The sequence below is a fragment of the Phycicoccus sp. genome (assembly GCF_035325325.1).
Classification (GTDB): Bacteria; Actinomycetota; Actinomycetes; order Actinomycetales; family Dermatophilaceae; genus Phycicoccus.
On the sequence record NZ_DAOLAC010000024.1, the window covers coordinates 22,139 to 36,913 of the forward strand.

Annotated in this window: 12 protein-coding genes; 5 read left to right on the plus strand and 7 right to left on the minus strand. The window is 73.1% G+C overall.

Annotated features, from left to right (window positions below):
* Positions 1-13: 13 nt before the first annotated feature.
* Positions 14-361 (plus strand): UBP-type zinc finger domain-containing protein, encoded by a 348-nt coding sequence (locus PKA89_RS13765; RefSeq protein WP_324420387.1) that lies wholly within the window; start codon positions 14-16, stop codon positions 359-361.
* A gap of 46 nt (positions 362-407) precedes the next feature.
* Complete coding sequence (locus PKA89_RS13770; protein WP_324420389.1) at positions 408-1,997, plus strand: alpha-amylase family glycosyl hydrolase; 1,590 nt, start codon at positions 408-410, stop codon at positions 1,995-1,997.
* A gap of 488 nt (positions 1,998-2,485) precedes the next feature.
* Here the strand turns inward: PKA89_RS13770 and PKA89_RS13775 are convergent, their stop codons facing one another.
* Both PKA89_RS13775 and PKA89_RS13780 read right to left on the minus strand, forming a co-directional pair.
* Positions 2,486-3,433 (minus strand): DUF3500 domain-containing protein, encoded by a 948-nt coding sequence (locus PKA89_RS13775; RefSeq protein WP_324420391.1) that lies wholly within the window; start codon positions 3,431-3,433, stop codon positions 2,486-2,488.
* Positions 3,434-3,496: 63 nt separating this feature from the next.
* On the minus strand, positions 3,497-4,810 hold the full coding sequence (locus PKA89_RS13780) for a DUF1479 domain-containing protein (RefSeq protein WP_324420393.1): 1,314 nt from the start codon (positions 4,808-4,810) through the stop codon (positions 3,497-3,499).
* Between the two features lie 77 nt (positions 4,811-4,887).
* Between PKA89_RS13780 and PKA89_RS13785 the strand changes: the two genes are divergently transcribed.
* The 3 genes from PKA89_RS13785 (at position 4,888) to PKA89_RS13795 (ending at position 8,306) form a co-directional block, all read left to right on the plus strand.
* Complete coding sequence (locus tag PKA89_RS13785; protein ID WP_324420395.1) at positions 4,888-6,015, plus strand: ROK family transcriptional regulator; 1,128 nt, start codon at positions 4,888-4,890, stop codon at positions 6,013-6,015.
* Positions 6,016-6,063: 48 nt separating this feature from the next.
* Positions 6,064-7,965: a potassium transporter Kup gene (locus PKA89_RS13790; protein WP_324420397.1), complete on the plus strand. Its 1,902-nt coding sequence runs from the start codon at positions 6,064-6,066 to the stop codon at positions 7,963-7,965.
* An 83-nt stretch (positions 7,966-8,048) separates the two neighbouring features.
* A complete protein-coding gene (locus PKA89_RS13795) occupies positions 8,049-8,306 on the plus strand; it encodes a hypothetical protein (protein ID WP_324420399.1) in 258 nt (85 codons plus the stop codon).
* Positions 8,307-8,514: 208 nt separating this feature from the next.
* On the opposite strand, the gene PKA89_RS13800 is transcribed toward PKA89_RS13795, so the two are convergent.
* The 5 genes from PKA89_RS13800 to PKA89_RS13820 are packed head-to-tail and all read right to left on the minus strand — an operon-like array spanning position 8,515 to position 14,765.
* Positions 8,515-8,760 (minus strand): sulfurtransferase TusA family protein, encoded by a 246-nt coding sequence (locus tag PKA89_RS13800; protein ID WP_324420401.1) that lies wholly within the window; start codon positions 8,758-8,760, stop codon positions 8,515-8,517.
* Positions 8,761-8,789: 29 nt separating this feature from the next.
* Complete coding sequence (locus PKA89_RS13805) at positions 8,790-9,362, minus strand: DsrE/DsrF/DrsH-like family protein (RefSeq protein WP_324420403.1); 573 nt, start codon at positions 9,360-9,362, stop codon at positions 8,790-8,792.
* On the minus strand, positions 9,352-10,257 hold the full coding sequence (locus tag PKA89_RS13810) for a molecular chaperone TorD family protein (protein ID WP_324420405.1): 906 nt from the start codon (positions 10,255-10,257) through the stop codon (positions 9,352-9,354). The genes PKA89_RS13805 and PKA89_RS13810 overlap by 11 nt, the downstream gene beginning before the upstream one ends.
* Positions 10,254-13,190: a molybdopterin-dependent oxidoreductase gene (locus PKA89_RS13815; RefSeq protein ID WP_324420407.1), complete on the minus strand. Its 2,937-nt coding sequence runs from the start codon at positions 13,188-13,190 to the stop codon at positions 10,254-10,256. The genes PKA89_RS13810 and PKA89_RS13815 overlap by 4 nt, the downstream gene beginning before the upstream one ends.
* 9 nt (positions 13,191-13,199) lie before the next feature.
* Positions 13,200-14,765 (minus strand): 4Fe-4S dicluster domain-containing protein, encoded by a 1,566-nt coding sequence (locus tag PKA89_RS13820; RefSeq protein ID WP_324420409.1) that lies wholly within the window; start codon positions 14,763-14,765, stop codon positions 13,200-13,202.
* Positions 14,766-14,775 lie beyond the last annotated feature (10 nt).

Below are 14,775 nucleotides of genomic sequence, written 5' to 3' on the forward strand. Positions count from 1 at the left end.
GTAGCGTCGGAGGATGGCCGAACCGACCGCCGTGAACCCCAGCATCCCGCCGAGCGGCACCGGATGTGCCGAGTGCCTGGCCGCCGGCGGGTGGTGGGTGCACCTGCGCCGGTGCGCGGCGTGCGGCCACATCGGGTGCTGCGACTCCTCGCCGATGCGGCACGCCAGCGGGCACTTCGCGGCATCTGGCCACCCGGTGATGCAGAGCTTCGAGCCGGGCGAGGAGTGGTTCTGGGACTTCCGGACCGGAGCGGTCGTCGAGGGACCGGTGCTCGCCCCGCCGACCAGCCGGCCGGCCGACCAGCCGGTGCCCGGTCCGGCCGGCGCCGTGCCCCCGGACTGGCGGAGGCACGTGCGCTGAACGGTGTGAGCCGCCGCTCGCCTGGCCTGATCGTTAGGGTGGCTGGATGCCCAGCACGCGCCCGCAGCCGGCCTGGCTGGCGAACTCGGTCCTCTACCAGATCTACCCGCAGAGCTTCGCGGACTCGAACGGAGACGGCATCGGCGACCTGCGGGGTGCGGCCGAGCACCTGGACCACCTCGCGTGGCTCGGGGTCGACGCCGTGTGGTTCAGCCCGCTGTTCGCCTCGCCGTTCGCCGACGCGGGTTACGACGTCAGCGACTACCTGAGCGTCGCCCCGCGCTACGGCACCAACGACGACCTCGCCGCCTTCGTCGACGCCGCCCGCAGCCGCGGCATCCGGGTTCTGCTCGACCTCGTCGCCGGGCACACGAGTGACCAGCACCCGTGGTTCCGCGCGTGGGCGGACGACCCGTCCGACCACCGGTACATCGGGAACGAGAAGGTGGGCCGACCCGCGGGTATCTGGTGCCCCGTGCCGGGCCGCCGCGGCGGCTACTACCAGCTGAACTTCTACCCGTGCCAGCCCGCGCTCAACTTCGGCTACGCGCGCCCGGACCCGGACGAGCCGTGGCGCGACACCGTCGACGCCGAGGGCCCGCGGGCCAACCGGCAGGCGTTGCGCGACGTGATGTCGCACTGGTTCGACCTCGGCGTCAGCGGCTTCCGGGTGGACATGGCCGGTTCGCTCGTCAAGGACGACCCGGGGCACGTCGAGACCGCCCGGCTCTGGACCGAGATGCGGGACTGGCTCGACCGGGAGCACCCCGACAAGGCGCTGCTCTCGGAGTGGGGCGACCCCGCCGTCGCGGTGCCGGCCGGGTTCCACGCCGACTTCTTCCTGCACTTCGGACGGCCCGGGCTGAGGTCGCTGTGGCACACCGGGATCGGCACCTACGACCCCTCGTGGACCGACACCGGCCGCTACTTCTTCGACCCCGAGGGCAGCGGCGGCATCGACCTCTTCCTCCGCGAGTGGCGCCGGGCGACCGAGGCCATCGGCGTCGGCGGCGGGCACGTCGCGCTGCCGACCTCGAACCACGACTACGCACGCCTGGTGACCGGTCCGCGCACGGCGCCGATGGCCCGGGCGGCCTTCGCGTTCGTCGCCACGTGGCCGGCGCTGCCGACGATCTACTACGGCGACGAGATCGGGATGCGCTACCTCCAGGGGCTGCCCGACCGCGAGGGCAGCCTGTTGCAGACCACCCAGGACCGCACCGGATCGCGGACTCCGATGCAGTGGCAGCCCGGCCCCGGCGCCGGCTTCTCCACCGCGCCGGAGTCGGACTTCTACCTGCCCCTCGACCCCTCGCCCGACCGCCCGGACGTCGCGACCCAGCGCGCCGACGAGGGCTCGCTGCTCCACCTCGTGCGCCGTCTGCTCGCCCTGCGCCACGCCACCCCGGCGCTCGGGCCCGACCGTTCGCTGGAGGTGCTCACCGAGGACTACCCGTTCGCGTTCGTCCGCGGCGGCACGCACCTCGTCGTCGTCAACCCGCGGCGCGAACCGGCCACCACCGCACTGCCGGAGGGCTGGGAGGAGGCACGTCGGGTCGAGGTCGAGGGCGTCCGGCTCGGCGGGGGACGGGCCGAGGCGGCCGGCTTCTCGTTCGGCATCTTCGAGCGCGACTGACGGATGGGACCACGGCGCGTCCCAGCGGGTCAGCGCGTCATCCACTGCGAACACGGATGAGGAATATGCATACATCGAAGAGGACGCCACTGTTTCCGCTCAAGACGCGCCTTCTGGGACTGGCGGCCATCGAAGTCGCACTTCTCATGAGTGCGAGTTCGGCCATATCCGCAAGTAGCACGCATCGCGGGTGGGTCATCTTCGCGGTCGTCCTGACCCAGCTGGTGTTCATCGGGGCCGTCGTGGAGGTGGTGCGCCAGCACCAGCGGCCCCCAGGACCCGGCCCCACGGACCCACCGCGCCACCCCGAGCGGTCGGCGTAGCGCCAAACCCCGGCGGCAGGTGAGCGTCTCCTCCCGCCGGGGTGTCGAACCAGGCGAGTCAGCCTGCCTCCCGCTGGCTGCCGGTCTTCTCACCGTCGCCCACCTGCTGCGGTGACGCTCCGCGGGCCGGGGGACGGTCCACCGGGGCCCGGGCGTCGTGGTCGGTCAGTGGTGGTCGCGGTGGTGCCTGCGCAGTGCGTCCCCGCCGAAGTCGTCGCGCAGGTGCCGCAGGACCGAGTGCGCGTGGTTCGCGCCGTCCTGGGTGTTGTCGTACTCGATGAGGAAGGCGGCGCTGCGCACGCAGTAGTAGTGCGGGTCGCCCACCTCCTCGCCCCCGGCCCACCCGAAGGCGAGGGCCTCCGGCCCGGCCATGGCCTCCGCCCGGCAGGCGCGGGCGTACGCGTCCGGCAGGCGGGCCAGGTAGCGGTCGACGAGCCGCTCGAAGAGCGTGCGCTGGTGGGCGTCGAGGGATTCCCACCCGAGGCCGGGCGGCAGGGCCGACGGGTCGGCGACGGGATCCATCCCGGTGAGGATGTCGGCGGGCGCGAGGTCGGACGCGACGGCCCGACGGCGCTGGTCGGGGTCGAGGGAGCGCAGCAGGTCGCGCGCGAGGTCCTCCTCCGGACCGAGGATGCGCAGCCCGGCACCGGGCCCGGCGGGCAGCCGGGCGGGCTCGGAACCGACGAAGTGCGGGCTGTACGTGACCCGGTCGCCGTCGACGACGACGTGGACGCCGACGTGGTGCCCGTTCAGCCGCCATCCCCACGCGGCCGCGGACCCGGGCTCGCCGACGAGGCGCCACCAGTAGCGGTCGCCGGCAGGCTCCTTGCCGGTCGCCGCGAGCCGCCGGAGCCGCTCGACGGCCATCGCGTCGCGGACCAGGCGCGCTCCGTGCTCGGAGTGGGCGAGGTCGACCAGCTCGTGGACCGCCGCCGCGACGGCGTCGTCCGCCGCCTCGAGGCAGAGCCCCGGCCGGTCGCCGGGGAGGTAGCTCCACGTGCGCAGGTCGGGGTCGTCCGGACGCTGCCGGACGGACTCGTCGGCGTCCTCGGGCAGCGCGGCCAGGACCTTCCGGACCGCGTCGTCCATCCGGGTGGGTGCGTCGGGGGTCATCGCGCGCCCAGCGTGCCACGCACCCGGCGGGGGCGGAAGCCCTGCACGGGGTCGGCCGCCCGGTCAGTCCCCGAGGCCGAGCCCGCGGCGCCCGGTGCGGTTGAGCGCGTCGGCCGGGAACCGGTCCGGCCAGGTGCGCTCGTAGTGCTCCTCGGGGAAGTCCGCCGGGCTGTCGCCGGCCGACAAGGCAGCCCGGACCGACTCCGCGTACGCCTCGTTGCGCGGGCACCACGGCGCGGCCGGGATGTACATGACGTTGCCCCAGCCCTGCTGGTCGGTCACCGGGTCGACGCCGTGGATCATGTCGCAGTGCCACCAGACGGAGTCGCCGGCACGGACGTCCGGGATACCGCTCACCGCGCGCAGCAGGAGGGAGTGCCACTGCTCGCTCGCGGGGAAGACCTGGTTCGTCGTCACGCCGCACATGTCGTCGTCCGGCACGTCGGCGAGCAGCGGGCGGAGCATCAGGTAGGCCATCGCCTCGGGGACCGGCACCGTGTGCAGCACGCCCTGGTCGTGGTCCATGTCGGAGAGGGCGGTCCAGCCCTGGAAGGTGCGGAACGCCGAGCACATCGTCGTCCCCGGGTACTGCGGGCCGGCCGTCCGGTGGGCGGCGTCCCACGGGTCGTACTCCTCGACGCTGCCGTCGAAGAGGTGCCGGAAGGCCCTCTGGTAGGGCTTGGTCATCCACAGGTCGAGCGTGCCGGGGTCGAGGTGCGTGCCGAGTCCGCCCGAGTCGGCACCCGGCGGGCGCCGGCGGATGCGGTCGGGGTAGAGCGAGTCGCGCGAGGGGTCGAACCACGTCTCGCCGTCGGACTCGTGCCGCCACAGCCCGTTGAGGAAGCGCTGGACCCGCGCCATCCGGTCGCTCTGGCGGGCCTCCATCTGGGCGCGCGACCAGTAGATCGGGTAGATCTCCGGGCGCGAGCCGACGCTGCCGAAGAAGTCGTCGCCGGGGCCCCGGTAGCTCTCGAAGAAGCCGTTGCCCTCGACGTAGTCGACGATGTCCGCGTCCCACGCGAGCGCCTGCTCGCGGGGGAAGTGGCCGCGGACGACGAGGCACCCGCGCCGGCGCAGGAGCGCGAGGTCGTCCGCGGACACGGTGCCGGCCTCCAGGTCGGCGTAGTCGACCTCCGGCCAGACCTGCTCGCCGCGCGCCCTCGCCGCCTCGACGTCCTCGACGGCGGCGCGGACCCGCGCCTCCACGACGGCGAAGACCTCCTCGACCGTGCGTCCGGACGCCTCGATCCGGGCCCGAATGGCCGCCTTGACCTCGCGGGTGGCGGCGCGCAGGTCGGCGGGCGGCTCCTCCCAGTGGGGGAGGGCGGGGAGGGTCTCGCGCGGGGCGGCGGCGGTGGTCATTGGGCCGGTCTCCATTCAGGTAGGACTCCTTACCAGATGCGAGTGTAGGCGTGCTGCACCATTCAGGCAAGAGTCCTTACTAGAATGGCGGCGTGGAGCCCGAGAAGCCGTCCCTCGACCTGCTGCGTCAGCTGTCCGACCGGCACGTCCTCGGCGCGCTCGTCGACGAACCGGAGCTGACCCGCGCCCAGATCGCCACCCGGTCCGGGCTGTCCAAGCCGACCGTCGGCGAGAGCGTGCGCCGGCTGCTCGAGGTCGGGGCGCTGCGCGACACCGGCGAGCGCACGGGGGGCCGAGGGCGGGCCGGCACCCTCTACGCGCTCGCCGAGGACACCGGGGTCGCGCTCGCCGTCGGCGTCGGGCCGGACGGCGTGCGCGCGGAGGTGGTCGACGTCCACGGCCGCGTCCTCGCCGAGGCCGTCGAGGAGGTCGCCCTGCCGACGACCCCCGAGGTCCTGGCCGCGGCCATCCCGCGGGTGGCGGCCGGGGCGGCGTCGAGCGCCCGCGGCACGGTGCGCCTCGCCGTCGTCAGCGCCGCCGACCCCGTCGACCGGGCGAGCGGCGCGCTGGTGCACCTGCCGGACGCGCCCTTCCTCGTGGGCGACCTCGCCCCGGTGCCCCTCCTCGCCGGGCTGGTCGTCGGCGAGGTCGCCGTCGACAACGACGTCAACTGGGCCGCCCGGGCCGAGCTCGCCGCGGGCGCGCCGCCCGACGTCGCGTACCTGTACCTCGACCGGGGCCTCGGCTGCGCCGTCGTCGCCGACGGGCAGGTGCTGCGCGGCGCGCACGGGCTCGCCGGCGAGGTCGCGCACCTCGTGACGACCGGCCCGGACGGACGCGCGGTCCCGTTCACCGACCTGTTCGCGGCACTCGGGTTGCGCGAACCGGGCAGCACCGCGGTCGACACCGCCGCCGTGCTGCACCTCGCGGGCTCGACCGACGCCGCCGACCGGACGCGGCTGGAGGCGCTGGCCGTGGGTGTCGCCGGGGTCCTCGCGGCGCTCGTCGCGCTGGCCGACCCGGCGGAGGTCGTCCTCGGCGGGGCCTGGGGCTCGCACCCCGCCCTCGTCGAGCGGGTCGGCGAGGTCTTCGGGCGGATGCCCCGGCACGTGCCCGTCCGACCGCCCGAGGTCACCGAGCACCCGGCGCTCGTCGGCGCCCGTCAGGAGGCGCTGCGTCGGCTGCGCGAGCTCGTCGTCAGCGGTGGCGCTCACGGCTGACCCCTCGGCGCACGTCCGCCGGGCCGAGCGCCCCTAGGCTGGGGGATCGTGCACGCACCGCAGACCGCCGGACCCTCGACCGCGAAGCGGGCCCTCGTCCTCGGGGCGCTCGGGGTCGTCTTCGGTGACATCGGGACCAGCCCGCTCTACGCGATGCAGACCGTGTTCAGCCTCGACGACGGCATCGTCGAGCCGACCCGCGACAACGCGCTCGGCGTGGTCTCGACGGTCGTCTGGGCCATCACCCTCGTCGTCTCGGTCAAGTACGTCCTCTTCGTCCTGCGGGCCGACAACGACGGCGAGGGCGGCGTGCTGTCGCTCGCCTTCCTGGCACGGCGCTCGGTCCGGCCGGGGGGCAAGCGTTTTCGTCTCGTCATGGTCCTCGGCGTCATCGGAGCCGCACTCTTCTACGGTGACTCGCTGATCACGCCCGCCATCTCGGTGATGTCGGCGATCGAGGGCCTCGAGGTCGTCGAGCCGGGCCTGCAGCAGTGGGTGGTCCCGCTCGGCGTCGCCGTCATCACGGCGCTGTTCGTCGTCCAGCGGCACGGCACCGATCGGGTCGGCCGGTTCTTCGGGCCCGTCATGGTGGTCTGGTTCCTCACCCTCGCGGCGCTCGGGCTGCCGCACGTGCTCGCCTACCCGCAGGCGCTGCTCGCGCTCAGCCCGCACCTCGCCGTGCAGTTCGCCCTCGCCCACCCGCTCGTCAGCTTCCTCGCCCTCGGCGCCGTCGTCCTCGCCATCACCGGTGCCGAGGCCCTGTACGCGGACATGGGGCACTTCGGCCGGCCGGCCATCGCGACCGGCTGGTTCTGGCTCGTCTTCCCGAGCCTCACGCTCAACTACCTCGGGCAGGCCGAGCTCGTCGTCAAGGACCCTGCGACGATCGACCGCCCGTTCTTCCACCTCGCGCCGGGATGGGCGACGCTCCCGCTCGTCGTCCTCGCAACCGCCGCCACCGTCATCGCCTCCCAGGCGGTCATCTCGGGCGCGTTCTCGGTCTCCCGGCAGGCCGAGCGGCTCGACTTCCTGCCGCGCCTCACCGTGCGCCAGACCTCCGAGCACGAGGGCGGGCAGATCTACGTGCCCGCCGTCAACTGGGCCCTCTTCGCCGGGGTGCTCGTCCTCATGGTCGCCTTCCGCAGCTCTGAGCACCTGGCCGTGGCGTACGGGCTCGCGGTGACCGCCACGCTGGCCCTGACGACCTGCCTCTTCCTCGTCTACGCGGACGCCGCGCTCGGCTGGGGCCGCTGGCGCCTGTGGTCCTTCGGGGCGGTCTTCCTCTGGGTCGAGCTGAGCTTCGTCGCCGCCAACGCCACGAAGGTCACCCACGGCGGATGGCTGCCCGTGCTCATGGCCACGCTCATCGCGTTCGTCATGCTCACCTGGTCGAAGGGGCAGCGGCTGGTCAAGGCGCGGCGGTACAAGGTCGAGCGGCCGCTCGCCGAGTTCCTCGACGACGCCCACTCCGAGGAGCTGCACCGCGTGCCCGGCACCGCCGTGTTCCTCCACACGAGCGACGACACGACGCCGCTGTCGCTGCGCGAGAACATCGACTTCAACCGGGTGCTGCACCGCAACGTCATCATCACCAACACCGTCCGGATGAACGTGCCGCACGTGCCGGACGAGGAGCGGGTCGTCGTCGACGACCTCGGCGACCAGTGGGACGGCATCTGCCTCGTCCGCCTCCACTTCGGCTTCGCCGACGAGCAGGACATCCCGGCGGCGCTCGCCCTCGCGGCGCAGGGTCCCGACCTCGCCTTCGACCCGGACACGGCCCTGTACTTCCTCTCCCGGGTCTCGGTACACGCCAGCCCGCGGCCGGGGATGGCGCGGTGGCGCAAGCACGTGTACGTCGCGATGTCGCACAACGCCGCCGACCCGACGCAGTACTTCCACCTGCCCATCGCCCGCACGGTCGTCGTCGGGGCGCAGCTGCACTTCTGAGCCGATGCGGGCCCGTGTGTGCCCGGCGGCCCGGGACACCTGTCACTGGTGCCGTCCGCGCCCGGGGCCCTTCCATGGGGGCCATGACGACGACGTCAGGCACGGCGGAGTCCGTCGGTGGCGCCGAGCTCGCGGCGGCCGGGTGGCCCCGCGTCTGCCCGAGCTGCTCCGCGCGGGCACTGCGCCCGACCGGGCCCGGCGGGCGCTCGAGCATCGCCTGCACCCGCTGCGGCACCCGGTGGGCGTCGTCGCTCGGCCGCCTCGTCGACCTCGACGGATGGCCGCGGCGCCCGGTGCCGGACGAGGTGCCGTCCGGGACGGGATGGGTGCTCCCGCTCTGATGAGTCGCGCGGGCGCACACGCCGGTTCGCCCATCGCGTGCCTGCTCCGGTCTGGGAGGATCACCGGGTGAGCGACGACTCGCCCCTTCCCGGCAACCTCGCAATGGTCGTCGTCGTGATCGTCGTGGCCGTCGCGGGCGCCGTGGTCGGCCTCGGGGCGCTCACCGGCCTGTTGAGGTGAGAGACCCGGGCCGGTGGGGCGCGCGGGTCAGTCCGGGGTGCCGGTGCGGATGAAGAAGACGAGGTCGGTGCCGATCGTCTCCTGCTCCACGACCTCGTGGCCGTTGGCCTCGGCCCAGGCGGGGATGTCGCTCAGTGCGCCCTTGTCGGTGGCCATGACCTTGAGGATCTGGCCGGGCTCCATCCGGCGGGCGGCCTTGGTCGCGGCCATGACGGGCATCGGGCACATGAGCTCGCGGGCGTCGACGAGGACGTCCTCCGTGGTCTCGCTCATCGGGTGTCTCCTCGGGTCGGGGGTCGGGGTCAGACGAAGAGGGTGAGGTTGGACTTGCGGGCCTCGGCCATGAACGCGGCGGCGCCGCCGAACTCCACGCCGTCGAGGAAGTCGGACTGCTCGAAGCCGAAGACGTCGACGGTCATCTGGCAGGCGATGAGCCGCACGTCCATCTCCCGGGCGGTCTCGATGAGCTCGCCGATCGAGGACACCTTCTTGTCCGCGAACTTCTTCTTCATCATCCGCGAGGCGACCGAGACCATCCCCGGCATGGCCGTCACGAGGTCGGGCATCGGCACCGGCATCGGCATCGCCGGGTTCCCGACCGGGTCGACCTTGAGTTTGCGCTCGAAGTCCCTGTGGACGATGTTCAGCCCGTAGAAGGTGAAGAACACCGACACCTGCATCCCGACCGCCGCGGCGGCGTTGGCGAGGATGAGGGGTGGGTAGGCCCAGTCGAGGGTGCCCTTGGAGGCGACGATCGCGCCGGTGCGCATCCCGGGGTCCTTGCGCAGGGCGGTGCCCAGCTCCTCCTTGACGATGCGACGGACGTCGTCCTCGGTCAGCGCGCTCCGGTCGGTGGTCACGGGCTCAGCGGTCATCGGAGAGGGCCTCCTCGGTGGCGTCCCGCCGCGCGCGGCAGGTCGTGGCGGTGGTCGTGGCCCGCGCCGCCCAGAACCGGGCGGTCGGCCCGAGGGTCTCGGCGTCGCGGAGGTGGTGCGCCGCCCAGGCGTCCGCACGGTGGGCGACCCAGTCGAGGGTCGCGACGGGGTCCTGCTCGAGCATCGAGGCGAGGACGAAGGCGCGCTCCCCGATGCGCAACCCGAGTCCGAGGTCACGGGCACCGCGCGCGACCTCCGGACGGGTGAGGACCAGCCCGCTGCGCACCGGAGCGAGGAGCCCCTCGGCGAGCTCGCGGAGGGACGCGACCTCGTCCGGGAGCCCGGGCGCCTCCGCGAGGGCGACCGGCAGGGTCTCCGGGGCCTCGAGTGACGTGCCCTCGGCCACGAGGACCTCGACGAGCAGCGCCGCCCACCCGGCGTAGAAGGCGGAGCCGGAGGCGGCGACCGCGCGGGCGAAGGTCGGGACCCAGGGCAGGAGGTGCTCGTGCAGGAGGACGGCGCGCGCCCGGCCGCGCAGGGCCGCGCGGGCCGTGTCGGGCTCGGCGGCCTGGGCCTCGGTGAGCGAGGCCAGCAGCCCGAGGAGGGCGGCGAGGTGGTCGGACTCCGCCGGGGGGACCAGTCGCAGCGCTCGCCAGAAGCCGGCGACCCGGTCGGCCGCCTCGCCCCCGAGCATCCCCTCGGCCCCCAGGTAGACCGAGGCGTACGGGACGGTCCCGAGCGCGAACACCTGGGTGTGCTCCGCGGCCGTCGGGGGGACGCCGAGCTCGAGCGCGGCGGCGAGGGACCGGTGCGAGGGGTGCGGCGTCTCGCAGAGCACGCCGAGGGCACGGAACACCTCGGCGGTCTCCGTGCGGGGCGTCGCCTCGAGGCTCATCCGTCGCTCTCCTCGGGAAGGCGGAACACCTCTGGGCCCGGCTTGAGCGGCCGCATGAGCCAGTACGGCCGCCGGGTGCCGTCGGGCGACACCCGGCGGGCATCGCGCGTCTTCGCGAGCCACTCGCGGTAGAGGGCGCGCGAACGGTCGGTGTCGACACTGATGTCGCCGTAGGAGTCCCCCGGCTCCGCCGCGGTCACGCGGACCGCCTGGTGCCAGCAGTGCATCCCGGAGACGGGGTCCGGGTGGACCGGGAAGGTCATGTTCTGGTGCACGCCGACGTCCGTCCACCAGATGCGGGCGGTGTCCGGGTCGCTCGAGTCGTACGGACCGACCCCGTGGATGCGCTTCATCGTCCACGTCGAGCCCCGGCGAGCGAGGTCCACCGTGGCCGCCGTCTGGCCGCCGTGGCGCTCCGGCTGCTCCTGGGGGACCCATCGGCCCATGTGGTGGCTGCAGGCCACGACCCCCGGCCGGATGCCCTCGGTGACCCACGCCTTGACGACGAAGTACCCGATGTCGGTGGACACCCGGACCAGCTGCCCCGCGCGGATCCCGATCCGGTCGGCGTCGCTGGGGTGCAGCCACAACGGGTTGGTCTGGGCCAGCTCGTTGAGCCACTTCGCGTTGGCGCTGCGGGTGTGGATCTGCGTGGGGAGCCGGAACGTCGAGATGAGCGGCATCTGGTCGGCGGCGAGGTTCTCGCGGTGGATGTGGCTCTTGATGTACGTCGGTACGGCGTACTCGGGCCACCCCCAGTCGGCGACCGTGGAGGAGTAGAACTCGAGGAGCCCACTGGGCGTGGGGAACCCGCGCTTCACTTCCCCGTCGACGTCGACGCCGACCGGGTTGCGTCCCTCGGCGTCGGGCACCGGCGCGCCGGTCGGGGCGAGGTTGGTGGCCGCGGGCTTCGGGGCGGGGGAGTAGACCCGCCCGAGGTCCGTCGTCACGGCGCCGTCGAGCAGGGCAGGGTCGACCGCCTGCTCGTAGACGGGGCCCACGTGGCTGCTCACCTCGAACGCGCCGTACCGGCGCATGAACTGCATCGGGGACAGCCCCTCCTCGGACGCCTTCTCCGGCAGGCCGGGTACCGAGTTCTCGAAGATCCACCGGTAGTACTCGTCGACCGAGAGGCGCTTGCCGGGTTCGGTCTGCGACTCGTAGAACTTCCGGATGCCGAGCTCGCCGTCGGGGTCGATCCGCCACGACAGCTCCATCCAGAACTCGTTCTCCTCCCAGACCTCGCCCGGGTTGGCGAGACGGGTGTCGGAGACCGGTGCGCCGAGGCGCTCGCGCGCGGCCCGCAGGACCGGCTGACGGAACCCGATCCACTGCCCGTCGTACTGCTCGTAGGAGTGCAGGTCGTGCCGCTCGCTCGCCAGGCCCATCGGCAGGACGTAGTCGGCGAGGTAGGCCGTCTCGTTCCACGTCGGCGTGAGCGCCACGTGCAGCCCGATGAGGGACTCGTCGCGCAGCACCTCGGACCAGACCATGCCGTCGGGGTTGGTCCACACCGGGTTGTAGACCCGGGTGAAGTACACGTCCAGCGTCCCCCGGCCCTCCTGCATCATGTGCGGCAGCAGGAAGGACAGCTCGTTCATCGCGAGGGGGTACTCCAGCGGCCAGGTGAGGTCGTTCCACTGGGGTGGGTGGCCCGGGACGTGCATCGGCTTGGGGACGAACTTGTTCCACGCGTTGAGGTGGGTCCCGCCCGGGGTGGCCACCGCGCCGAGCAGTGCGCTGACGAGGAACAGCGTCCGCGACACCTGCCACCCACCGAGGTTGCCGGCCGCCGCGGACCTCCAGTTGTGGGTCGAGAGTGCGCTCCCGGCCGAGGCGACGAGGTCGGTGATCTCGCGGATGACCTCGGCCTCGACGCCCGACTCGGCCGCGGCGAACTCGGGGGTGTACTCGGCGTAGAGCGTCGAGAGGACCTCCTCGAACGCCTCGAAGGTCCCCGGCTGCTCCGGGTGGACCGACCGGAGGTACTCCTTCCAGTTCCACCAGCGGCGGACGAACTCGCGGTCGTAGCGTCCGGAGGAGATGAGGCCGTGGGCGATCGCGAGGTTGATCGCCGCCTCGGAGCCGGGGTAGGGGGAGATCCAGTGGTCGGCGTGGGTCGCGGTGTTGGACAGGCGGGTGTCGACGACGACGACCTTGGCTCCGCGCTGCTTGGCCTCCATGATGCGCTGCGCGTGCGGGTTGAAGTAGTGCCCGGTCTCGAGGTGGCTCGAGATGAGGAAGATGACCTTGGCGTTCGCGTGGTCGGGGCTGGGCCGGTCGATGCCGGTCCAGTAGTGGTAGCCGGACCGTGCGCCGCTGGAGCAGACGTTGGTGTGCGAGTTGTGCCCGTCGACGCCCCATGACGCCATGACGCGCTCGGTGAAGCCGTCCTCGCCCGGTCGTCCGACGTGGTACATGACGGCGTTGGGGCGGTTCTCGGTGATCGCGGTCCGGATCCGGCCGGCGATGTCGTCGAGGGCGGTGTCCCAGTCGACCTGCTCCCACCGGCCCTCGCCGCGGGCGCCGGCGCGGCGCATCGGCTGGAGGATGCGGTCCGGGTCGGTGACCTGGTTGATCGTCGCGGGACCCTTCGCGCAGTTCCGCCCCCGCGAGCCGGGGTGCTCCGGGTTGCCCTCGAACTTGCGTACCTGGAGGGTGTCCGGGTCGACGTAGGCCAGCAGGCCGCAGGCCGACTCGCAGTTGAAGCAGGTCGTCGGGACGAGCATCGAGCGCTTCTCCACGCGGTCGGGCCAGGCGCGCGAGTCGAGCTCGACCCAGTCGTCCCAGCGCTCCTTTGGCGGGAAGGCGGCGAGGTGCACCCGGCTCGGTCCGGGGTAGAAGGTCTCACCGCGGGCGGTCACCTCGTCCCGCGCCGCGCTGACCCGCTCACCGAGGCGCTCGGTGCGGGTGCGGTCGTTCGTCGTCGTCATCGGTTCTCCTCAGGCGAGCGGGACGGACTGGCCGGACTGGACGTACGCGTGCTCGTGGGCGAGCAGTCCGAGCAGCGCCGGGAGGGCGAACCAGGCCGTGGCGGGCACGGCCAGCGGAGCGACGAGGCCGAGGGCGACGAGGACGACGCCCGACCAGAAGAAGCGTGCGTAGCGCCCGTGCGTCATCGTGTGGGCGGCGAGCCGGGCGTGGGCGGTCGGGTGGGCCACCGTCGTCTCACCGGCGACGAGCAGCAGGTGCACGGCCGCCGAGCCGGCGACGGTCCAGGCGAGGGGGGCCACAGCGTCCGGGGAGGTCCAGACGGCGAAGGGCAGGAGGCTCGCCGATCCGGCCAGGACGGCCTGCACGGCGAGGTGCGGCGCGAGCAGCGGGCTCTGCCACAGGTCGCGGGCCTTGGCCTGGGCGAAGAGGTAGGCGGTGTACACGGCCGTGCCGACCGCGAGCGGCAGCCCGGGCCAGGCGACCGCGGTGCGCAGGCCGCCCCAACCGAACAGGCTCGCCGCCACGTGCAGCGCGAGGACGACCGCGAAGCCGCTGAGGATGACCCCGCCACGCACGAGCCACGAGCGCCACTGCGGGCGGGTGAGGATGAAGAGGAAGCGCTCGGGGTGCTCGAGGTCCCACACGAGGACGACGGCGGTGACGGCGAGGAAGACCGCCGAGACCACCGGGGCGACCCAGGTCCACAGGACGTCCTCGGACCCGAGGTTCCCGGTGAGAACGAGGAGCAGGCCGACCAGCCAGGCGCCGGCCCCGATGCCCTTGGTCCACGTGTACAGGCTGACCCGCCAGTCCCACGGCGCCGTGTGGGCGATGTCGTAGCTGAGGATGGCGGCGGCGCTCGAGGTGCTCCCCTCGGGGTTGCCGGGGTCGACCAGGTGTGCCCCCCGCGGCTTCTCCGCCCAGGCGTAGGTGTCCCCCTCCGGAGCGGTGGCGGCGAGGGGGTCGAGCGTGGCCTGGGTGGCGCCGCGGTAGAAGAGCTTGGGCCGCGTCCCCTTCTCCGGACGACGGACCGCGACCGGCTGGCGGTTGACCACCTGCGCCACCGCGCTGTCGGGGTCGTTCACGTCGCCCACCATGATCGCGCCCGTCGGGCAGACGGTGACGCACGCCGGCTCGAGGCCGACGTCGAGGCGGTGCGCGCAGAAGTTGCACTTCTCCGCGCAGTGGTCGTCGGGGTTGATGAAGATCGCGTCGTAGGGGCAGGCCGCCATGCACGCCTTGCACCCGATGCACGAGGCCTTGTCGAAGTCGACGATGCCGTCGGGCCGGATGTGCATGGCCGAGGTCGGGCAGGCGGCGACGCACGGGGCGTCGACGCACTGGTTGCAGCGGGTCACCTGGAAGGCGCGCCGGGCCTGCGGGTAGGTGCCCACGTCCACGCTCTTGACGTACGTGCGGGTGACCCCCACCGGGACGTCGTTCTCGGACTTGCACGCCGTCGTGCAGGCGTGGCAGCCGATGCACTTGGTCTGGTCGATCACCTTGACCATGCGCGGCGAGGGCCCGTCGTTCTCCGAACGGACCCTCGGCGTGGGCAGGTTCACGGACGTCATGCGGCCTCCA